Source organism: Bacteroides nordii (assembly GCF_019930665.1).
Classification (GTDB): domain Bacteria; phylum Bacteroidota; class Bacteroidia; order Bacteroidales; family Bacteroidaceae; genus Bacteroides; species Bacteroides nordii.
Genome location: NZ_CP082886.1, coordinates 147,026 through 168,571 on the forward strand (window position 1 = coordinate 147,026; position 21,546 = coordinate 168,571).

Below are 21,546 nucleotides of genomic sequence, written 5' to 3' on the forward strand. Positions count from 1 at the left end.
GCTGGCGAAGTCGGCGACGAAGGAGACGGCTCGCGAGACGGGCGGCACGGGCACAGCGGTAGACACTCAGATGCAATGCTGCTATCATTCTGCTATCACCCACCTGGCAGGATCTCTTCCTGATTAATATGATATCCGGCAGAAGTGCTATCACTTTCACGGCAGCCGGCGAACCTGGTCACAAAAATATGATAGCAACTTTCCATCAAGATCTTATTCCCGGTTCAACAATCTGCTATCAGATTCGCTCAGCTCGAGAGTTGCTTCCGGAGAGATCTGCTATCAGTCTTTAATCCTTTTCGATTCATCTATTAAATAATGCTAACAAGAAGGAACATTTTCGTTACTAATCTTTTATATGTGGAACAGAATCGTTACCTTTGTCATGTCCAATTAATAAATCGATCTTTTACATTATGAAGTACTCAGAATTTTACAAGCTGATAGAAGCCGCAGGCTGGACTCTCAGCAAAGGGAAAAAACATTATAAGTATGTTCATCCCGATTTCGATTACTTCATTCCTGTCGCCCGTCATGAAGCGCAAGAGGTCCCAACCGGAACTCTGAACAAAATGATGAAAGACGCCGGTTTGAAGCAAAAGAAAGAAAAAAAAGAGAACTTGTAAAAGTTCGCCACTCCCTTCGGGGAGTGGTATTAATTGGTCATTTATCACTCAAATAAGTACTTGAATATGAAAACAATTGTTGCTACAATCGAAAAGGCTTCCGATGGGGGATACGGCATCTATGCCGATCTGGCCGGATTGGTAGGTTATGGACTGACAGAAGAAGAAGCGAAAGCAGACTTCAACGCAGTTGTTGAAGAACAGGCCTCTTATTATCATGAGCGCAACGGAGCATATCCCATCTGGTACCAGGACGGATATACAATCGAATATCGATACGACTTATCTGGCTTTTTTCTGAGTTTTCCGTTTATCAATGCGTCTGAGTTTGCCTCTTATGTCGGTATCAATCCTTCATTGATGCGTAAGTATAAAAGCGGACTGGTCAAAGCAAGTGAGCGTCAAAAAGAGATGATACAAACTAAATACAGCGAGATGATACGAAATTTAGAGAGGGTAAAATTCTGATTATAGGATACGAATTATTGATTGGACACCTTTAATTCCCTTCTCTCATGCAAGAAAGAGCTTCCCGAAAATCGGGAAGCTCTTTTTCAATCTTTACTAAGGTTTTTCTACGAGATCAGTCGACCCACTCGAACCCGGTTTCCAGTCATTAATATCCGGGTCTACCGTCGGTTCTTCCTCCGTATCCTCCGGTTCTTCTTCTACTGGCGTTTCTATTCTCGGTTCTTCCGGCTTTTCAGTCTCAACTATATCGGGCTGACAGGATACCAATCCTAACACTACCGCGATTAATGGAATAATGTGTTTTTGCATATATTATTATTTGTTAATTACGCAAAGATATAATATTAAATACAATTATTACCTGTTTTTGTCTGTTTGTTTAAAATAATATTGTATCTTTGTTTCATAAACAAGAGTTCATTGATGAGAATGATTAGAGGCGTTTTTGCTGAATTCGGTGGCTAATTCGGTGACATCGAATATAGTAAACGACTGTAAAGTATTGTATTATAGTGGGTAAAGATGAGACGGTTTTGTTCCAGATAGCCCAACAAACAAGAAAGCGTGAAATGTCCTGGAGATGTTTTGCGCTTTTTTTATAAGCTAAAACCTATATGGAAAATAAAGGGAGTGCAATCATTTATATTCTTTTGATGCACTCCCTTTATTTTTTATATCTTTACTGTTTTGGTTTATTCTTCTTCTTTAATTGATTCGTCAATTACTTTAATTTTCTGCAAAACCAATTCTAAGTCAGCTTTTAACTTGTCCACTTTTCTGTTGAGTTCCGTTAACAGGCTATTTCCTTTTTTAGAAGCAGATGTCAGGAAGCCAAGATTGTTTTCATAAGTTTGGAGTTCACTTTTCATATTTTCGTATGCGCGAACCAATTTTTCGCGTTCTCTGTATAGAGTCTGTGGTCCTCCTCCTTGAATGTTGCTGATATTAGATTTGAAATTACTTAGTTTCTTATTTGAAGCGCTTATATTAAAACGTTCAAACAGATGATCAATCAGAGTATGGTATTGTTTGTACAGCTTATCTTTTTCCTTGAATGGCACATGTCCTATGGCGCTCCAGTCTTTCATCAATTCGCGAACCTGTTTACTCGCTTCTTCCGTGTCCATAGACTCGTCAATGGCAGTTAGTTGGCTGATGATGTCTTTCTTCTTCTCCATATTCTCTATTTCGACGGAACGTTGTGAAGAAGTTGCCTTATTTTTCTGTTCAAAGAAATAGTCACAAGCAGAAATGAAACGTTTCCATACCACATCTGAGTATTTTTTTGAAACCGGTCCGATCGTTTTCCACTCTTTCTGCAATTTGGTCAATGCGTCGGCTGTTGCTTTCCAGTCTGTGCTGTCTTTCAATGCTTCTGCTTTTTCACACAATGCTTTTTTCTTTTCCAGATTTTCGTTCATCCCCTCTTTCAATGCTTTGAAGAACTCTCCTTTTTTCTTGAAGAAGTCGTCGCAAGCATGACGGAAACGTTCGAATATTTTTACATTCATCTTTTGCGGTGCAAAACCGATTGTTTTCCATTTGTTTTGCAGGGCAATAACTTCCTGGGTCTTATTTTCCCAGGCTGAGAATGTTTTCAATTCGTCGTAGGTGATAGCTTCTACGATTTCGCAAATCACCGTTTTCTGATCCAGATTATGTTGTTCAGCCTCTTTCAAAGCTTCGAAGTGCTGTTGGTGACGACGATTGACCACCGTAGATGCTGTTTTGAAACGGTTCCATACCTCATCACGAAGTTCTTTTGCTACAGGACCTGTATCACGGAATTCCTGGTGTAACTTCTGTAGTTGATGGAAAGCCGAAACAACATCTTCTTCATCTGCGAGCTTTTCAGCTGCTTCGATAAGACGATTCTTTATTTCAAGATTTTTCTTGAAGTCATATTCGCGGAATTCGTTGTTGAGCTTCAGTATGTCATAGAATTTTTCTACATATAACTGATAGTTCTTCCAGAGTTCATTTACTTTAGCCTGGGGAACCAATTTGGTTTCATTCCACTGCTGTTGTAGTTTCTTGAATTCTGTATATGATTTGTTAGCGTCATCCGGCGATTCTACCAATTCTTTGAGTTCCTCTATGATTGAAAGCTTGATTTGCAGATTTTCTTCTTTCTGCTTTTCCAGCTCGGCAATCTGAGCACTTCTTTTTTCTTTGATAACAGCCATCACATTTTTGAACTCTTCTTCTATCGCATCACTCTGTGGTACGTAGTCTTCTTCTGAACCGCCATTTTCAACAAATAGCTTCCTGGCCGCTTCCTGTTCGGCATTATGTATCTTATAAAAAGATTGCTTTAAACTGTCCAATTCTTGCTTGTTGGCATTTTCTGCATCTTGAGCAAGTTCTTTCATTCGCACAAGTACTTCCTCTTTTGTTACCAGCCGAGGAGCTGTTTCGGGTTGTTTTTCAGCATTTGTTTCTTCGGCCGGAGTTTCTGTTATAGTTTCAGAAACCTCAACTGTTTTCTTTTCTTCTTCTAACTCCCCTGGATTCAAAGGTTGGTTAGTGTCATGAGAGTCCATCATTGTATATTCGTTTTAGGAAATGGGGATTTAACTCCTCTTTATTACATTAGGTCACAAATTAATGAAATAAAACGATTACTTCATACTTTTTTGCCTGATTTTTTTTTATTTATCTTTCATTTAGGACAATAAAACAGTAATTCCCATATAAAGCATCATACCGATAATGTCATTCGTAATGGCAATAAACGGTCCTGTGGCAATGGCAGGGTCTATTTTAAGCTTTTCAAGCGTCATCGGGACTAAAGTGCCAAAAATAGAAGCAAACATCACTACTGCAAATAAACTGATAGATACAGAATAGGTAACGGTTGCCATGGCGCCAAAACGAATAAAATTATATGTATATACTAATAAAGAAATAATTGTTGCATTGATTAATGCTACTATTGCCTCTTTGGTAACTTGCTTGAAAGTGTTTTTAGTATCGAGAGAACTGTTCGCCAACCCCTGTACGACGAGTGCTGAAGATTGTGTTCCGACATTTCCTCCCGTACCTCCGATCAGTGGGATATAGAGAGCCATTTCAGGATGAGCGGCAAAGGTTGCATCGAAGTTTCCTAATATCATGGAATTGCCAATACCACCCAACATACCGATAAGTAGCCAGGGGAGACGTGCAGTGGTTTGACGAAGAACGTTATCGTCCGTTTCTACGTCTTGTGAAAGTCCGGAAGCTAACTGATAATCACGTTCCGATTGTTCACGTACTTCATCCATTACGTCGTCAACGGTGATCTGTCCGACGAGTCGTCCGATGCTATCTAATACCGGGATAGCTACAAGGTCATATTTTTCAATGATTTGGGCAACTTCGTCGATTGGTGTGTCTACATGTACGGAGATCGGATCTTTTTGCATCACGTGTTTCACTTTTGATACGGAAGGTGAAGTGATCATCTTCTTCAAAGGGAAAATACCACGTAGTCGCTCGTCATCGTCTATTACATATACGTAGTAGATCTCATCCAGTTCTTCTGCTTGTTGGCGCATCTCTTTCAGGCACTCCGGCATACTCCAGTTTTCGTTGACGAGTACCATTTCGGTTCCCATCAAACCACCGGCAGTATCTTCGTCATACTTCAAAAGGTCAACGATGTCGCCTGCCTGTTCGATGTCTTCGATATGTGAAAGAACCTCTTCCTGTTTTTCTTCATCGAGTTCTCGCATCAGGTCTACGGCATCATCCGTATCCATGTAATCGACGAAGCGTTTGGCGATTGTCTCGGAAGGTAGAATTTCAAGGAATTCTTTACGAACGTCCTCGTCCATTTCCACCAATACGTCGGCAGCGGTTTCATTATCGAGCAACCGGTAGACAAAACGGGCTTCTTCCGGGTTGAGGTCATTACACAACTCGGCTATATCAGCCGGATGAAGGTTGATAAGAAATTCCTTAACCTTATTGGCGTCTTTCTGCTCAATAAGTTGTTTAACGTTGTCTATGTATTCCTCGTTCATCTTACTTATATCTGATATTTAATGAAGATATACTATTTTCCCATTGGGCGTTAATACTTCTCTGATACTGTCTCCCTGAAACTCTTCGGATGCAATGCTGAGATCAGGCTTTTCATCCGGATAGGTGATATTGCTAATCTTCAGCATCGTGTGAAACAAGTTGTTGGAGCTGATTGGACTGTCTTTATGGCTGTTCAATATATCATATATTTCCGGAAACTGTTTCCTATAGGAGTCAGAAAGCCATACGATAAATGGTACGTGTACTTCATTCCGACTCGGATTTGAGCTGCTGTGCATCAATTCTTCGGTGCCGTCATCATACAGATTTTCTGCATGATCGGAAATGTAACTGACAGCAGCTATGCATGATTGTTGCTGCACCCTTTTTATAATTTCAGATAGTATAAAATCGGTATACAAAACCGAGTTGTCGTATGAGTTAGTGACAATTGCTCTTTTGTCTTTACCAATCTCATTGTAACTAAAATCCTTAGGCATTGCCGGTTTGAACTTTTCAAAGTTTTCGGGATGCCGGTAGTTGTATTTGAAATGATTGCCCAATGTATGAATTACAATAAATTGCTTTTGCTTGTTGCCGGCAAGTACTTTATCCAGTTTGGGCAATAATTTTTCATCATAATTATTGTCGGCACCGTAGTCTACCAATTCAAAGTGATGGTAGTCAGAGTTATGAGCTATCCGAAGAACATAAGGATCATTGAAAGATTGGTTGGCAATCCACGCTGTAGAAAAACCACACTCTTTAAACGCTTCCGGAAGTGTTTTTTCCTGATATGCTATCTCCGGTGATTCCGGAGTGGCACGGCTTAGCAATAATGGAAGTGCCCTGACCGTAATATTGGCTGTAGAAAGTACATCTCCAAAGCTAACCAGATTCTCTGTTTGCTCAAGTAGTGGAGTTGTTTTTCTTTCATAACCATTTATAGAGAAATGGTCTGCACGAGCAGATTCTCCGATAACCAGAATATATATTTCTTTTTCATTGGGTGGAGTCAGGCTTTGTACACCAAATTTAAACGACTTTAATCTTTCATTCATGGCCTTGACTTCCGAGTTGTCTTTCAGGTGCTTGGTATAAGATAGAAACAAGTTCACGGGAAAGATTTTATAATACTGGTGCACAACCCGGTACGAACTGACTACCAAACGTCCCGAAAAAGTGCTGCCGGAAGGGGATGATAGGAATGTGTTTGCAAACAGAGTAACATTCCAGATGATGAAAAGGGGAATTAAAGCAATGCGAAACCACTTAGCTCCTAAGTAGCGGTTTGGAATTTTAGATACTTGTATAAAGTAAATCCCCCATACTAACAGCATTATGATAATTTCTAATTTGAAAGAAGACAGAACTTCCATACTCTCTTTGAAGTCTGTCTGAAGCATAGAGGTTATGAATGGGGACGAAACCGGCATTCCTAACAGTTTCAGGTGCATTATCTCGATCGGGGCAAATAACAGGAAAACACCTTCAAAGAGGAAATAGAATTTGCTCTTCAAAAAAGAAAGAGGAAGCAATAATACAAGTGTATATAAAAGTAGATAGCCAATCCTGTCGCTGAATTCTTTTTGTATATCGACAGACATGAACAGGCTGGACAGGCAAGGAAGGAATAGGATAAAAAATAAGATTCCTATTCTTCCTTTTTCCAATGTATCTTTATTTATTTTATTCCATATTGTCAGCATCGATCTTTTCCTTGTGACTCTTTAGAGCTTCTTCTACACTGTTAGTCAAGTCGATAAACTGCTGTACCGATAGTTGCTCCGGCCGTTTATTGAATAAAACATCTTCCGTCAGCGGGCATTCTTTGCCTAATATCGGTTTAATAGAATTGCGTAATGTTTTTCTACGTTGATTAAAAGTGGTTTTTACTACTTGTTTGAACAACTTCTCGTCACATCCCAGTTCAATTGTTTCATTACGTGTCATACGTATTACGGCGCTTTTTACTTTTGGGGGCGGATTGAAGACATGCTCGCTGACCGTAAAGAGATATTCCACCCGATACCATGCTTGTATCAATACGCTGAGAATACCATAAGTCTTGCTTCCCGGCCCTGCTGCAATACGTTCGGCTACTTCTTTCTGAATCATACCGGTACAACAAGGTATCAGATCTTTATTTTCGAGCATCTTGAAAAAAATCTGACTGGATATGTTATAAGGATAATTTCCGGTTAACACGAACTGATTGCCATTAAAGACACGTTGCAGATTCATTTTGAGAAAGTCGTCTTCTATAATACAGTCTTCTAATGACGGATAAGCTTCGCGCAGATAGGCTACCGATTCATAATCTACCTCTACTACTTTCACCGGGCGTTCCTTTTTTACGAGGAACTGTGTGAGCACACCCATTCCCGGTCCAACTTCCAGAATAGGAAGTGTAGGAAACGTATCAACAGTGTCGGCAATATCCTGTGCCACTTTAAGGTCTTTCAGGAAATGCTGTCCGAGAAACTTTTTAGGCTTTACTAATTTCATTTATCAACTAAATAGTTACTTTTGCAGTCGACAAAGGTAATTCTTTTACTTGAAGAATAAAGAATTAAGAATGAAGAAACTAATAAAAAAGGCTCTGAAACTTATTTTACCATTAGTTTTGGGAGGCTTTATCTTGTACTGGGTCTATCGTGACTTCGATTTTGCAAAGGCGGGTGATGTGCTGCGGCATGGCGTAAACTGGTGGTGGATGCTTTTTTCATTAGCGTTTGGCGTATTCAGTCACGTCTTTCGCGGTTGGCGCTGGAAACAGACATTGGAACCTTTAGGAGCTTTTCCGAAAACGAGCGACTGTGTAAATGCTATTTTCATTTCCTATGCTACCAATCTTATATTACCTCGGGTAGGAGAAGTGTCCCGTTGTGGTGTTCTTGCCAAATATGATGATGTATCGTTTGCAAAATCTTTGGGTACGGTAGTTACTGAACGGCTGATTGATACTATTTGCATTGTTTTTATTGCCGGTATCACATTCTTATTACAGATGCCTGTTTTTCTCACTTTCTTTGAGGAAACCGGGACTAAGATTCCTTCCATTGTTCACTTGTTGACATCCGTATGGTTCTATATCGTTTTGTTTTGCATCATTGGAGTAATAGTGCTTCTTTACTATTTGATGCGAGCGTTGTCTTTCTTTGAAAAAGTAAAAGGAGTTGTCCTTAACGTTTGGGAAGGAGTGATGTCTTTGAAGAATGTGAAAAATATTCCTCTTTTCATTTTGTATACGATCCTTATTTGGGTTTGTTATTTTTTTCACTTTTACCTCACATTCTATTGTTTTGGGTTTACCGCCCATTTAGGCATTCTTGCCGCACTTGTTATGTTTGTAGGGGGTACATTTGCTGTGATCGTTCCTACTCCCAACGGAGCCGGGCCCTGGCATTTTGCTGTTATCTCGATGATGATGCTTTACGGAGTAAATGCAACCGATGCAGGAATATTTGCCTTGATTGTACACGGAATTCAAACCTTTTTAGTAGTTTTGTTGGGAATATATGGTTTAGTGGCTTTACCACTAACTCATAGACAACGAAAATAAGAACCTAAAATTAATTCGTTATGAGTACAATCCTCTCTTTAGCTCCACAGAATGTGTGGAAGCATTTTTATTCATTAACTCAGATTCCGCGTCCGTCGGGACATATGGAAAGAATAACTGAGTTTCTTCTTAATTTCGGAAACAGCCTGGGACTGGAATCATTTGTAGACGAAGTTGGTAATGTTATTATCCGCAAACCTGCTACTCCGGGTATGGAAAACCGCAAAGGAGTAATTTTACAGGCTCATATGGACATGGTGCCCCAGAAGAATAATGATACAATACATGATTTTGAAAAAGATCCTATTGAAACTTATATAGACGGTGACTGGGTGAAAGCCAAAGGTACTACGTTAGGTGCCGATAATGGACTGGGTGTGGCTGCTATCATGGCTGTTCTGGAAGCTAAAGATTTGAAACATGGCCCATTGGAAGCTCTTATCACAAAGGATGAAGAGACTGGGATGTATGGTGCTTTCGGACTAAAACCGGGAACGCTGAACGGAGAAATCCTGTTGAATCTTGACTCGGAAGATGAGGGCGAACTCTATATCGGCTGTGCAGGTGGTATGGATGTTACAGCTACGCTTGAATATAAAGAGGTGGAACCCGAAGAGGGCGATATTGCCATCAAAGTCACATTGAAGGGATTACGCGGTGGACACTCCGGATTGGAAATCAATCAGGGACGTGCAAATGCCAATAAGTTGCTTGTACGTTTTGTTCGCGAAGCTATTGCTACTTACGAAGCTCGCCTGTCTTGCTGGGAGGGTGGAAATATGCGTAATGCTATTCCGCGTGAGGCTTCTGCCATTGTTACTATTCCTGCTGAAAATGAAGAAGAGTTGTTAGGCCTGGTAAAATACTGTGAGGATCTTTTCAATGAAGAGTTTTCTGCTATCGAAACTCCTATCAGTTTTAAAGCCGAACGGGTAGATATGCCTGCAGGGCAGATTCCGGAAGAGATTCAGGATAATCTGGTAGATGCTATCTTTGCCTGTCAGAATGGGGTAACCCGTATGATTCCTACCGTTCCTGATACCGTAGAAACTTCTTCTAACCTGGCTATTATTAGTATTGGTGCTGGTAAGGCAGATATCAAGATTCTTGCTCGTAGCTCAAGTGACAGCATGAAAGAGTATTTGACTACAAGTCTTGAATGCTGTTTCTCCATGGCCGGAATGAAAGTAACAATGACAGGTGGATATTCCGGTTGGCAACCGAATGTAAATTCTCCGATTTTGCATGCAATGAAAGAATCTTATAAGAAACAGTTTGGCGTAGAACCTGCTGTGAAAGTAATTCATGCCGGATTGGAGTGTGGTATCATTGGTGCTATAATTCCGGGACTGGATATGATCTCCTTTGGTCCTACATTGCGTTCACCGCACTCTCCGGACGAACGTGCACTGATTCCTACCGTACAAAAATTCTATGACTTCCTGGTGGCTACATTAGAACAGACTCCGGTGAAGTAAATATGTAAAAGAACTCATTCAAAGTATACAAGCCCTGCCCACTTAACTTGGTGGACAGGGCTTTTTGAGTAAATAGGAGTCTGTTCAATAAATACAATTTTCTGTTGCTGTGTGTGGTAAGAGAGGTGTTATATTTATCTTTCTTTTTTTTGTTACAATAAAAGGCTGATTGCTATCTCTTCTTTATATAGGTGTGTCATGTTTTATAAATCTTCATTAGGTTTCTCTACGGAGATCGGGTCGAAACTCTACGAGGATCGGGTCGTTTCTCGTAGAGTTTCGACCCGATCCTCGTAGAGAAAAAAGTTTGTATATAACTTATTGATATGCAGGATGTTGTAAAAAAAGGTTGTATGTTAAATGTTTTCAACTCAATAGTGCTGCCTTTTATTCCTTCTATTAATTATTGATTCGTTATAAATCATTACAAATAGTATATTCGGCTGAATGCAACTCCTATTATGATATTATAGGTTGTCTATGAATTAATATTGTTAACGTAAAATTTTAACGATATAACCTTCGTATGCAAGAGTGTACAATTCAGTACTCTAAGATTGTACACTTTTGCATGACAAGAGTGTACTATCTTGTATACTAAAAGTGTACATTTTTGTAGACCTTGTCTTTATATCTTTGTTGTTATTGAAAATCAGTACATTAAGATTGCCGTAACGATCTTATTCAGCCTTTTGATTCATTCTTCTGAATATTTATAATTCTTTTTTTAATAACTATAGCCCCGGTCGGAACTTGTTTTTATTATTCCATGACTCTTTGGGGAGTGATCAGAAAGCACTCCGATTGTTTTTTGGCTGATTCTTTTTAGTTATGGCAACAAATGCTTTACTTTGCAGTAGCTAAAAGATATTCGCATGAAAAAACTGCTTAATTACCTTAATAGTCCTTATCCTGTATTTTATCAGCGCTGGAAGATTGCAGTGATCTCATCTGTTATTGTGTTTTTAATATTAGCTTTGTTACAGCCGTTTGGTATAAGCAGTATCGAACATCATAAATTGGGTATCTTATTGGGATATATGGCAGTGACAGCAGTGTTTCTCTGTATTCCGGTCTATTTGTTCCCTGCGTTATTTCCGGCGTATTATGAGGATGATCGCTGGACGGTTGGGAAACATATTCTTAGTCAGGTATATATTTTCTTTTTTATAGCCATTGGAAACTGGCTTTATTCCGCCATTGTATTCAATTGGGGATTTCGTCTGGATATTTTTTACAGTTTCCTGCTTTGTACAGTGATCATAGGCTTTTTTCCCTCTGTACTTTTTATCTTGCTGAACCGAAACCGGTTATTGGCCTTCCATCTCAAAGAAGCTACTGAAATGAATTTGCATCTTCAGAGATCGGCTGCTACTGCAAATGTTGAAAGAGTGGAGCAGGAGGATACTGTGATTCTTTTTGCCGGTGGCGCCAAAGAAGTATTGGAAGTGAACACATCCGATTTGTTTTTTGTAGAGGCGGATGGTAATTATGTGAAGATAACTTATCGAAAGAGTCATGAACCGGTAAGAAAGCTGCTACGTATGACAATGAAGCAGGCTGAAGAGGCAACGGCTGTTTATCCTTTTATTATTAAGTGTCATCGTGCATTCCTGGTCAACTTACACGCAGTGTCCCGGGTGAGTGGAAACTCGCAGGGATATCGTCTTTCGCTCGATGGCTGTGAAGAGGAAATACCCGTTTCACGTGCTTATAGCAAAGAGATCAAAACACTGATAGAGAGCATGAATGACGCATAGCCGTTCGTCACAAAACAAAGCAATTCGTCACAACGAATAGGTCATTTATCACATATCCGGGCTGTCTGTCCCGGATATTTTTTTCCCTCTATTCTTTCCTTTATGTTTGCCGGTGAAAACGTTAGCAAGCAAAAAAATGAAAGATCTGTTTTTTATCTCAATCGTAGCTTTGTTTCTCTTTTCTGTTCATGTGCAGTCGCAGGTAGCAGTAAAAGACACAATATTTCTTACTTCTTTTTCGGATAGTGTTTCACTGGATGAAGTGGTAGTAAAAGGAAGCAAAACTCCCCAAATGAACAGTCGTTGGAGTAATATGCAACCTGTGGAACTGGTAACTGTGGGAGGAGCAAGCGGTAATCTGTATCAGGCATTGAAGCCCCTTCCGGGTACACAAATACAGGGAGAAAGCGGACGTTTGCTGGTACGTGGTGGAAGCAGTGACGAAACGCAAACTTATATAGACGGTATGCACGTTCTCAATCCTTATACCACTACCGGTACAAATACCCCGGCACGCGGACGGTATTCCCCCTTTATGTTCAGTGGCATCAATCTCTCTACAGGCGGACATTCACAAGAGTATGGTGAAGCCTTATCGGCTGTACTTCCTTTGGAAACGAAAGATGATAGCCCGATTAATAAAGTGGGGATGAGCCCTTCTACTGTTGGTATAGGTGGTGGCGGGAATCGCTCTTTTAGAAAAGGCTCTATTGCTTTGAATCTCGATTATCAGAATCTTGCTCTTTATAATAAAGTATATCCGGGAAGGGTAAACTTTGAGAAACCATATGAACTGTTTTCGGGAGCTACCCAGTTTCGTTATCTACCTGCTGAGAATGTAATTTTTAAGATATACGCCGGCTATGACCGGACAGATTTTTCTAACTATACCGGTGAAGACTGTCGTCTGTTCCGCCTGAAAGAAGACAATGTCTATTTGAATGCCACCATCCGTACGAAAACGTCTTCCGGTTGGAACTGGTTTGCCGGAGTAGCTTACTCTTTTTTTGATCGGAAAGTAGGGGGAGCTGCTGTAAGCGATGACAATTGGAACGAACGTCAGAGCGAACTACATCTGAAAGCAAAGCTGACTAAACGCTTGCGCCCTTTTTTGCAACTGGATATGGGAGTGGAATCTTTCCTTCGCCAATATAGAACTCGCTATTCTTTCGGGCTTCTTGCCGCTCAAAAGAATATTGCTCCAACGGTAGAAGCCGGATTTGTTACAGCTACTCTTTATCCGTTTGAGAATTTGAAAGCCGAACTCTCTTTCAGAACCGAGTATACATCTCTGAACCGGAAGATAAGTTATTCTCCCCGTCTGGCACTTCGTTATACCTGGAATGAGATTGCATTCTCAGCTACGTTGGGTCGTTATACCCAATCGGCGGATAATAAATATCTGGCGCAACAGACTTCTTTGCGTTCCGAAGCTTGTGAACAGTATAATGTAGGAGCTTTGTACGAAGCAGCAGGGCGTTTCTATAAAGCAGAGGTATATTACAAAAGGTACAATCGTCTTACACTTTTTACTCCCGATGGTCTCACTTCGGACGGATATGGGAACAGTAAAGGAGTTGATCTTTATTTTGAAGATCGTTCTTTATTAAAAAACTTTGAGTATTATCTTTCTTATTCCTTCAATCTATCTAAACGCAAATGTTTGGAGTACAGTGAACTGACTATTCCACAGTATGCCACCCGCCATAATGCTTCTTTGGTATTGAAATATACTATTCCCAGGCTGCGTACTATTATTGGCCTTACGGAAGGGATTGCGAGTGGGCGTCCATATCATAATCCCAATCGTCCCGGTCTGATGAATGATGAAGCAAAACCATATAACAGCCTTGACTTGGGCGTTACTTTTCTGGCTACTAAGAAGATAATTATACATGCTTCGGCCACCAATATACTTTGCCGTAAGAATGAGTTCGGACGAATAGATGGTATCCCGTTACGAGCTTCCAGTGATCATTTCTTCTATCTCGGTGTCTTCATCACCTTAGGTAAGAAAGCTGCTTATGATGTTTCTAATTTTTAAATACATGTGATTATGAAAACAAATCTGATTTTCTTATTTTTAGTTTTTGCAAGTGTAATAGGTAGTGCTCAGACATTAACCCTCAAGGTGGAGGGCATTGAACATGTAAAGGGAAACCTTTTAGTCGGTATTTATAGTTCGGAAGAGTCATTCATGAAGAAGCCTGCTTTCGGGTTTAAAGTGGAGGTGATAGATACTACGTTGAGTATTCCTTGTCGGGGTTTACCTGCCGGAACGTATGCTATTTCTCTTTTTCAGGATGAGAATGGGAATGGCATACTGGATACCGGTTCTTTTGGCCGTCCGACGGAGAAGTTCGGTTTCAGCAACAATGCCGAAGGCGTAATGGGAGCACCAGCTTATAAGAAATGCCGCTTTGAATGGAAGGAAGATACCACGATGGTTATTCAGTTAAAGTAGTTTAGGGATCTTTTCCGTTTTAGTTCCTGTTTAAATTTTGCTCAGCATTGGCTTCTCTCAAAATATCTCTTATTATTAAATCTGACGTATAGTCTTTTGAGGGTTATTTTAGAGGATGTTTTTTCATTTTAATGAGAAGGATAGCGGGCTATCTGACGACTATACCTTTACGAAATAATCTAAAGAGGTTTTGAGCGAAGCTAATTAAAATGGGAAAATAGATCAAAAATAAACCCAAAAGAAGCTGATAAAAATTTTTAAGAGGAAAATTTAAATAGGTTCTTATTATTTTATAGATTATAGAATTTTTCAAACAACTTCTTTTTGTATATTTTGCTGATTTTCAATTCAGTAACTGCATTAAAGGGGTATAGCATGATACAGGTGCTTTCCTGTATCATGTTTAGGTAGTTTATATTAATGATATATGTTTTGTGTATCTGAATAAACTCTGTTCCATAGTTTAATATCACATCTGCCGTTGTGTTATGTTTCAGAATAACGTGCCGGAAGTCATCCAATACGATTTCCCACAACTTACGTTCGGAATTATATCGAAAATATCCAATGTTTTGCGGACGTAATATAATTTTGTCATTGGTGATTGTTGTTATCAGAAGCGGTTTGTCCGTAGGATAATGGATCGAAGGTATAGGTGACGGTTGTGTATTCTTTCTATGTAAATAATACCGGTTCATTGCCAGTAGCAGATCGTCTTGGTTGACAGGTTTTAATAGAAAGTCGAATGCTTGCATGCGAAGTGCCTGTAACATATACTTTTCGTAGGATGTATAAAATATGATATTCATCTCCCAATCTATTTTGGAATGCAATGCAGCCAGAAATTCCAGACCATTGCTGCTTGGCAGTTCGATGTCAAGGAATATCAATTGGGGTTTATGTTTCAAAATGGCTTGTTCGCCGTCATAGCTATTGAATGCAGTAGCTACGACAACTACATCCTGATAAACCTTCAATTCGTTAGCAAGAACAGTTACTGAAGGTTTGTCGTCGTCAATGATAATAACTTTGGTTGGGGTACTCATAGGTAACTTTTAGTTTATGTTAAAGTTATAGTTTTCAGGGATGATAAGTTGGGCACAGCATCCAGTTTCTTTCATTTCATCCCGCCATTTTGTAAGACTGTAGCTCATTTGTTGCTTATTCCGTTCATTCAGCAATTGGATGGTTTGTGATACTACCCGCAGGCCGATTTGTGTCTTTTGGTCCCTATTTTGTAAGTTCAGAGGTTTACCGTTGTTGCAGACATCAATATAAATGTAGTGTTCTTTTCTATAAATATGGAGCCTTAATCTCTTTTCAATTTTTCCTTCAGTATCGGCAGGCATATCTTTCAATCCGTGTTTGATAGCATTTTCCACAAAAATTTGTATCATCATGGAAGGTAGTATTACTTGTTCCGGTTCTATATCTTTTTCCAGAATGGGTTCATAACGGAAATTTTCTCCTAATGCTTCCCCTTCTATGCTGACATAAAGTTGAATAAAATCCATTTCTTTTTTTAATGTTGTGCAGAACACATTGGCAAGTGTCTGTCCTTGCCTGAGTAAGTTTACTAATGTATGCAGTTGAGTCGGTTTTCCATGTTGCTGTACAAGCAATTCATGGTTCAATGCATTATAAATGAAATGAGGAGTTATCCTGTTGCGTATGTTTTCCATACGTAATTCCACGATTCGATGGAGCATCTGTTCTTCTTTGAGCCTGGTTTGTTTGCGTCGATAATATAGCAGTAATAAAAGCAGGAATAGAATAAAAATAGATATGGCCAGCCAAATGTAAGTTTGCAGGAGTTCCGTCTCTTTTTGTCCGATGTATATTTTCTGGTTCAGCACTGTTGCATCTCTTTCGTAACGCATTTGAAGGTCGGCTGTTTTCATTTTTACCCGGTCGTTTCGTAATGAATCGTCTAATTCTATGCATGCCTTTTGATAGTGATGAGCCTTTTCCCAATCCTTCCTTTCAGTGTAGAATCTTTGAAGAAAATCTAATCTCGCCAAAGCATGCTCCGGTTTTGTTCCTTTGGGAAGTGGATATTTCCGAATCAGTTCTTCTACTTGTTTATAGTTCTTTTTTTGTAATGTTAATTCCATTAATTGGGTATATAAGTAGGGGAGCACGGTTTCGTTTTGCATTTCTTTAAAGAAGCGGATGTTGTCATGTAACAAGCTATCAGCCTTTTTCGGTTGCTTCAGCTTGAGATACACATCTGCCAGGTTACTGTTACAGAAATGCCTTTCCCATTCAAGTTCAGGCCGTGCCTGTAAGAAAGTGTCCAATTGCAGGAATGTATTCAGGCAATTGATATAATCTTCCTGAAAATAATAATCGTTTCCCCGGTTATTCAGATAGTTGAATTGTTCATGTGTCATCATGTGGTCCCATATTTTCAGACTCTTGTCCAACCATATTTTGCTTTGCTCAAAATCACGAAGAGCCGTATAGGTAGTTGCCAACCCTCCATACAAGGGGACGTAATTTCCGATGGAAGTTTGTATGGAATCAGCCAGATAAATTGTTTTTCTATAATAGTAGGCGCTTCGATCCAATTCTCCTTTTTGCTTGTATGCGTCTGCCAGATTGCTGTAACATAGTATTTGTTGTTCAATGTCCGGTTCTCGGTCTGCTATTTTACATGCCTCCTTGCTATAATATACTAAAGAGTCCGGATCTAAATAAAACTGGGCATAGTATGCCGCTTTAGTTTGCAGGCATTTTATATACATCTGGTCCCTCCTGGGAGTAGCAGGTTGCTTGGACAGGTAGTTCGTACTTCGGGATAGGTTATTGAGCATCGAATCCGGTTGTGACATATAAAAATAGAATATTACATCGTATAAAACGAAGTCATAATAATCATCACTATCTTTTGCCATCTTTTTCCCTTTCAAGATAGCCTCTTTTACGAAATCTGTGTTAAAGGTTTTGATGGAGTCATGAATATCCTGTTTCAGCATTTTTATTTCTGCTTGTTCTTTAGGGGACAACTCGTTTGTGTTTTTGTTCTTTTGACAAGCGCCTGCCAATATGGAAAATGCAAGAATGACTAAGGTCATTTGGGTATATATAGCTTTCATTAGCACTCGTTTTTATCGCATTATTGATACTTTTGTCTGGGTGTGACTTTTTGTTTGAGTGCGAATTTAAGAAATAAATTCTTTATAACTTCATTTATATGAGTTAATAGTGTATTGTATTTTTCCTGTTATTTGTGTTTTTTGCCCTGTCAGTTGCTGTTCTAGTCGTTCTATTGAAGAAATCTGTAAAATGTGGATTGTTCTGGATTTTGAATCAAACTACACTATGTCGTCTGTGTACTATACTCCTTGTAAACAGAATTGGCAACTAAGATTATATTCCTATCTTTTCGGTGCCGGAAGTGCCCCTAAACGGTATCGTTATCTTTGTCCGGTGTTGTACTTTGGTTTTCTCAGAAAGGAGCATTCCTTTTCTTGTTGCACTTTCTTGTTTTACATGTACATGTCTTACTGTTCCACATGTACATGTCGTACTGTTCCACATGTGCATGTCGTACTGCTTTACATGTACATGTAAAACAAGGTTGCGTACCGAGACTCCATATGTTCCTCTATGAGACGGAACTTCATCAATACCGGAGAAAGATACTGATGGTAATGATAAACACCATTTGGCACAAAATCAGTTGACAAGGAGACGAGTTGGTAAGGGAACAAGGGGTTACGCTGTGTTCGCTGGCCAAAGATTATTCTTTCGGCTAACACGTTGAAAGGTCTCGTCTCTTTGTCAACCTATTCCCTCGTCAACTAACTCAAAACAGGAGGGGAAACCATACGAAGAAAAGTTATATCGAATCCCCGTTAAAATAAAATAATACCTGTCAGATTCGTTTTTTGCCTTGTTAACTATGTATAATGATCTGTTATTGAATAATGTTGAAAAGTGCCGGTTGTAGACCATGGATGGTTTATCTATCTTTGACCTAAGATTTTAACAAGCAAACTCAACTTAATTATTAACATTAATAATGAAACTTATGAAGAAAATTTTATTTGCAGTTCTGTCTCTGGGGTTGATGGGATTGATGACCTCTTGTGGAAGTTCAAAGAAAGCGCAGCAGTATACACCGTATTCTCAACAACCTCAAAATGTAGTTCCGTCTCAACCTAAGGGTGGAGATCCAGTGGAACAAATGGTGAAAGAATATACAGCAGATGGGTTTAAAACAGAATCAATGGCTTTTACTATGTATGAGTCTATAGCAACATTCCGTCAGAAACTGATTTCTAATCCTAACCTTGTAGAAATTGTTAGTGACGGTGAGGGAGCAAGTTCTTTCTCTGCGGAAATGCAAGCACAGAACGCAGCTGCAATAAAATATGCTACAGCTGCCGGAAGTGTAATAACAGGAGGTATGGAGAGAGATTTTGGTAAAGTAGAAGGGGGAGCATACGATGTTTTTCATGGCGCTTATGTGCAGGATGTTGCAAGTTTCGTTATGCCTTTATTGCAGAAGAGTATGAAGTTTGTGAAGAAGAGTGGAAACGATTATGTTGTGCGTGTAGGCTATACACTTGATGAGAATAGTGCATCTAAGGCTCGTAATAAAGCTTTTGATGAGGCTTTGAAAAAAGCGGGAGACGGCATGACTTTAGGTGAAGGTATCCGGAAATATGTAAAAGAGAATGTTAAACCTGAAAATTGATGAAGTACTTAATTTTTGTTTGTATATTGACATTGTTCAATGTGTCTCAAGTTTGTGCAAGAGTGATAAGCCGGTCGGAGAAAACTCCGGAATGGGTAAGGAAGGGGGAGGCGGGACTTAATGAACGTCGTTCCAATGACACTTATTATTTTAAGATTATCCGAAATTCAGGTGTGACACTTGAGGATTTAAAGAAGCAACAATTAGGTGCCTTATCTCTGTTTGTAGGACAGTATAATCAAATAAGTGGGCAGGCTCAAACTGATATAAAAGAGATATCGGGAACGCAAGGGCGTCAAAGCCGTCAATCCTATGCTTTAACGTATGTCAATGATAGTCGTACGGATGTTTTTTATGCCCGCTTGGTTGATGAATACTGGGAATATATATCTTATCCGGAAGGAACAAATGGATATGAGTATTATGCTCTGTTTGCTGTTTCCCGCCAGGCTTCGACTCCTGTATTTGATGATGTCTCATTTTCTACACATTACGGCATGCAAGGCTTTGCCCGTTCATTAATCCCTGGTTGGGGGCAGATATATAAAGGCAGTACGACAAAGGGGCTTTGCATTCTCGGAGGTGAAGTCGTATGTATCGGTGGTATCATTGTCTGCGAAAATTTGCGCTCTTCTTATGTTAAAAAGATGAAAGAACAGCCCAAATTTGCCAAGGATTATAGTTCAAAAGCAGATAATTGGGAGAATGGGCGTAACTTCTGTATTGGAGCGGCTGCGGCATTGTATGTTTATAACCTGATAGATGCCATTGCCGCTAAAGGAGCCAAACGGGTCATTGTGAAACCTGCGGGTAGACCCCGTTTCTCGTTGGTGCCTACTGTGATGGATAATGGTGGGTGCGGACTGGTATTCGCTTATCGGTTCTGACCCCTTATTTAATTCTAACAAACGAAAGCGAATGAACAACAAACTACTACTACTTTTTCTTGTGTCCTTCTCCTTTTCTATATCCGTTTTTGCTCAGCAGACAACGGATTATGATCGTTATGTCCAACAGAGGCGTCAAGAGTTTGAGCAATATAGACAGAAAAGGCGTACTGAGTTTGAAAACTACCGTGCCCAGCGTAATAAGGAATTTGCAAATTATTTGGCACAGCGTTGGATAGAGTATCAACATTATAGAGGTGTTGAAGCTCCTCCCTGCCCGGATCCGCTAAAACCGGTCATAAAGTTTGATGATGGTCACAATACACTACCGGTAAAGTTACCGGTAAAAGGAATTGTGACCATACCCAAACCTCAACCGCGGGTTCCACTAAATATTATGCCTGATACTCCCGCACCTCTTCCGGGAACACCGTCAAATCCGCTACCCGATCAGCCTTTACGCCCATCTGTCACTCCTGTACCTACGTTTAATACCCGTTTTTATGGTACTCTTTTGAAGGTGAGGTTGGAAGAACGGGATAAGTTTACCCTCAGTAGTGTAGACGAGAATGTAATTAGTGCAAAATGGAAAATACTGGCTGACGGCCGTATGGATAAAGTAGTAGATGATTGTTTGGCTTGGCGCGAAGCGATGCATCTAAGTGATTATGCTTATGTACAGATGTTAGGTACATTGTGTAATGCCTTTTTCGGAGGAAATTATTCGAATGAAGCAGTCTTGATGCGGGTCTTTTTATTGGCGCAAAGTGGTTATGATGTAAAATGTGCCCGTAAAGGTAGCCATCTGGTGTTGTTACTTGCCATAGAGGAGGATGTTTATGAAATCTCTTATTTGAAATTAGACGGAAAGAGATACTATACCATTGATGATCCGAAAGGGACAGAAGGATACTATACATTTCCACAAAAATTCTCTCCGCAATCTCAAAGCTGTTCTGTAATGATACGCGAGAAGATTGAACTGATGGATCAGAAGCTAAGTCCGGTTCGTCGCTTGATTTCTAAGCGTTATCCGCAACTGAGCGTGGAAACACAAGTGGATCAGAACTTGATGGATCTGTACAGTCATTATCCCAGTTGCAAATGGGATATGTATGCCAACACGCCTATGAGTGATGTACTGTCGGATGATATACTACCGACCCTAAAAGAGGGTATTGCCGGTAAATCAGAAGCAGAATCAGCGAATATGCTGATAAACTTTGTGCAGACAGCCTTTGAATATATGACGGATGAGGAGCAGTTTGGATATGAGAGACCTTTCTTCGTAGACGAAACTTTTTACTACCCCTATTCGGATTGTGAAGATCGGGCTATCTTATATTCCAATCTGGTGCGCAGGTTGCTACACCTTGATGTTGTGTTGTTGCATTATCCTAAACACCTGGCTACAGCCGTGCGGTTCACTTCAAATGTAGAGGGGGATTATGTGATGGTGAACGGGCAAAAGTACACGGTATGCGATCCTACATACATCGGTGCTGATATTGGTGAGGCGATGCCTCAGTTTAAAAATTCGGAAGTGGAAATCGTAAAGTTTTATTAAATATAAATAATTTGG

At 39.8% G+C, this 21,546-nt stretch carries 16 protein-coding genes and 1 pseudogene; 10 read left to right on the forward strand and 7 right to left on the reverse strand.

What is annotated here, in order from left to right:
* Positions 1-416 precede the first annotated feature (416 nt).
* Together K8P02_RS00545 and K8P02_RS00550 are read left to right on the forward strand one after the other, a co-directional pair.
* On the forward strand, positions 417-626 hold the full coding sequence (locus K8P02_RS00545) for a type II toxin-antitoxin system HicA family toxin (RefSeq protein WP_025868285.1): 210 nt from the start codon (positions 417-419) through the stop codon (positions 624-626).
* 66 nt (positions 627-692) lie between these two features.
* Positions 693-1,094 carry a hypothetical protein gene (locus K8P02_RS00550; protein WP_025868284.1) on the forward strand — a complete coding sequence of 134 codons (402 nt, stop codon included), beginning with the start codon at positions 693-695 and terminating at the stop codon, positions 1,092-1,094.
* A gap of 96 nt (positions 1,095-1,190) precedes the next feature.
* Here the strand turns inward: K8P02_RS00550 and K8P02_RS00555 are convergent, their stop codons facing one another.
* From K8P02_RS00555 to rsmA, 5 genes are all read right to left on the reverse strand, one after another.
* Complete coding sequence (locus K8P02_RS00555; RefSeq protein ID WP_155921493.1) at positions 1,191-1,406, reverse strand: hypothetical protein; 216 nt, start codon at positions 1,404-1,406, stop codon at positions 1,191-1,193.
* A gap of 383 nt (positions 1,407-1,789) precedes the next feature.
* Complete coding sequence (locus K8P02_RS00560) at positions 1,790-3,643, reverse strand: DUF349 domain-containing protein (RefSeq protein WP_025868282.1); 1,854 nt, start codon at positions 3,641-3,643, stop codon at positions 1,790-1,792.
* Between the two features lie 120 nt (positions 3,644-3,763).
* Positions 3,764-5,104, reverse strand: a complete 1,341-nt coding sequence (gene mgtE / locus K8P02_RS00565; RefSeq protein WP_002559298.1) for a magnesium transporter — start codon at positions 5,102-5,104, stop codon at positions 3,764-3,766.
* 18 nt (positions 5,105-5,122) lie between these two features.
* Positions 5,123-6,814 (reverse strand): phosphoethanolamine transferase, encoded by a 1,692-nt coding sequence (locus K8P02_RS00570; RefSeq protein ID WP_025868281.1) that lies wholly within the window; start codon positions 6,812-6,814, stop codon positions 5,123-5,125.
* Positions 6,795-7,613: a 16S rRNA (adenine(1518)-N(6)/adenine(1519)-N(6))-dimethyltransferase RsmA gene (gene rsmA, locus K8P02_RS00575; RefSeq protein ID WP_025868280.1), complete on the reverse strand. Its 819-nt coding sequence runs from the start codon at positions 7,611-7,613 to the stop codon at positions 6,795-6,797. The genes K8P02_RS00570 and rsmA overlap by 20 nt, the downstream gene beginning before the upstream one ends.
* 70 nt (positions 7,614-7,683) lie before the next feature.
* On the opposite strand from rsmA, the gene K8P02_RS00580 reads away from it, so the two are divergent.
* From K8P02_RS00580 to K8P02_RS00600, 5 genes and pseudogenes are all read left to right on the forward strand, one after another.
* On the forward strand, positions 7,684-8,670 hold the full coding sequence (locus K8P02_RS00580) for a lysylphosphatidylglycerol synthase transmembrane domain-containing protein (protein ID WP_025868279.1): 987 nt from the start codon (positions 7,684-7,686) through the stop codon (positions 8,668-8,670).
* Positions 8,671-8,690: 20 nt separating this feature from the next.
* Positions 8,691-10,148 carry an aminoacyl-histidine dipeptidase gene (locus K8P02_RS00585; RefSeq protein ID WP_025868278.1) on the forward strand — a complete coding sequence of 486 codons (1,458 nt, stop codon included), beginning with the start codon at positions 8,691-8,693 and terminating at the stop codon, positions 10,146-10,148.
* A gap of 875 nt (positions 10,149-11,023) precedes the next feature.
* Positions 11,024-11,908, forward strand: coding sequence for a LytR/AlgR family response regulator transcription factor (locus K8P02_RS00590; RefSeq protein ID WP_025867840.1), 885 nt, complete (start codon positions 11,024-11,026; stop codon positions 11,906-11,908).
* A 102-nt stretch (positions 11,909-12,010) separates the two neighbouring features.
* A pseudogene (locus K8P02_RS00595) lies at positions 12,011-13,952 on the forward strand (TonB-dependent receptor plug domain-containing protein).
* A gap of 12 nt (positions 13,953-13,964) precedes the next feature.
* The gene (locus tag K8P02_RS00600; protein ID WP_025867841.1) at positions 13,965-14,372 is read left to right on the forward strand and encodes a DUF2141 domain-containing protein; all 408 of its coding nucleotides are present in this window, start codon (positions 13,965-13,967) and stop codon (positions 14,370-14,372) included.
* Between the two features lie 290 nt (positions 14,373-14,662).
* On the opposite strand, the gene K8P02_RS00605 is transcribed toward K8P02_RS00600, so the two are convergent.
* Together K8P02_RS00605 and K8P02_RS00610 are read right to left on the reverse strand one after the other, a co-directional pair.
* On the reverse strand, positions 14,663-15,418 hold the full coding sequence (locus tag K8P02_RS00605) for a LytR/AlgR family response regulator transcription factor (RefSeq protein ID WP_025867842.1): 756 nt from the start codon (positions 15,416-15,418) through the stop codon (positions 14,663-14,665).
* 9 nt (positions 15,419-15,427) lie between these two features.
* The gene (locus K8P02_RS00610; protein ID WP_223381863.1) at positions 15,428-17,470 is read right to left on the reverse strand and encodes a histidine kinase; all 2,043 of its coding nucleotides are present in this window, start codon (positions 17,468-17,470) and stop codon (positions 15,428-15,430) included.
* Positions 17,471-18,408: 938 nt separating this feature from the next.
* Between K8P02_RS00610 and K8P02_RS00615 the strand changes: the two genes are divergently transcribed.
* From K8P02_RS00615 to K8P02_RS00625, 3 genes are read left to right on the forward strand one after another with little or no spacing between them, the layout of a single operon-like run.
* Positions 18,409-19,077, forward strand: coding sequence for a hypothetical protein (locus K8P02_RS00615; protein WP_155921471.1), 669 nt, complete (start codon positions 18,409-18,411; stop codon positions 19,075-19,077).
* A complete protein-coding gene (locus tag K8P02_RS00620; RefSeq protein ID WP_223381865.1) occupies positions 19,077-19,964 on the forward strand; it encodes a DUF5683 domain-containing protein in 888 nt (295 codons plus the stop codon). Before K8P02_RS00615 ends, K8P02_RS00620 begins: the two co-directional genes overlap by 1 nt.
* Positions 19,965-19,995: 31 nt before the next feature.
* Positions 19,996-21,531, forward strand: coding sequence for a hypothetical protein (locus K8P02_RS00625; protein WP_155921472.1), 1,536 nt, complete (start codon positions 19,996-19,998; stop codon positions 21,529-21,531).
* Positions 21,532-21,546 lie beyond the last annotated feature (15 nt).

Bases quoted from the DNA above. Each gene is read 5' to 3' on its own strand.
- K8P02_RS00545 (WP_025868285.1), top strand. From the start codon at position 417: ATGAAGTACTCAGAATTTTACAAGCTGATAGAAGCCGCAGGCTGGACT.
- K8P02_RS00550 (WP_025868284.1), top strand. From the start codon at position 693: ATGAAAACAATTGTTGCTACAATCGAAAAGGCTTCCGATGGGGGATAC.
- K8P02_RS00555 (WP_155921493.1), bottom strand. From the start codon at position 1,406: ATGCAAAAACACATTATTCCATTAATCGCGGTAGTGTTAGGATTGGTA.
- K8P02_RS00560 (WP_025868282.1), bottom strand. From the start codon at position 3,643: ATGATGGACTCTCATGACACTAACCAACCTTTGAATCCAGGGGAGTTA.
- mgtE (WP_002559298.1), bottom strand. From the start codon at position 5,104: ATGAACGAGGAATACATAGACAACGTTAAACAACTTATTGAGCAGAAA.
- K8P02_RS00570 (WP_025868281.1), bottom strand. From the start codon at position 6,814: ATGCTGACAATATGGAATAAAATAAATAAAGATACATTGGAAAAAGGA.
- rsmA (WP_025868280.1), bottom strand. From the start codon at position 7,613: ATGAAATTAGTAAAGCCTAAAAAGTTTCTCGGACAGCATTTCCTGAAA.
- K8P02_RS00580 (WP_025868279.1), top strand. From the start codon at position 7,684: ATGAAGAAACTAATAAAAAAGGCTCTGAAACTTATTTTACCATTAGTT.
- K8P02_RS00585 (WP_025868278.1), top strand. From the start codon at position 8,691: ATGAGTACAATCCTCTCTTTAGCTCCACAGAATGTGTGGAAGCATTTT.
- K8P02_RS00590 (WP_025867840.1), top strand. From the start codon at position 11,024: ATGAAAAAACTGCTTAATTACCTTAATAGTCCTTATCCTGTATTTTAT.
- K8P02_RS00600 (WP_025867841.1), top strand. From the start codon at position 13,965: ATGAAAACAAATCTGATTTTCTTATTTTTAGTTTTTGCAAGTGTAATA.
- K8P02_RS00605 (WP_025867842.1), bottom strand. From the start codon at position 15,418: ATGAGTACCCCAACCAAAGTTATTATCATTGACGACGACAAACCTTCA.
- K8P02_RS00610 (WP_223381863.1), bottom strand. From the start codon at position 17,470: ATGAAAGCTATATATACCCAAATGACCTTAGTCATTCTTGCATTTTCC.
- K8P02_RS00615 (WP_155921471.1), top strand. From the start codon at position 18,409: ATGAAGAAAATTTTATTTGCAGTTCTGTCTCTGGGGTTGATGGGATTG.
- K8P02_RS00620 (WP_223381865.1), top strand. From the start codon at position 19,077: ATGAAGTACTTAATTTTTGTTTGTATATTGACATTGTTCAATGTGTCT.
- K8P02_RS00625 (WP_155921472.1), top strand. From the start codon at position 19,996: ATGAACAACAAACTACTACTACTTTTTCTTGTGTCCTTCTCCTTTTCT.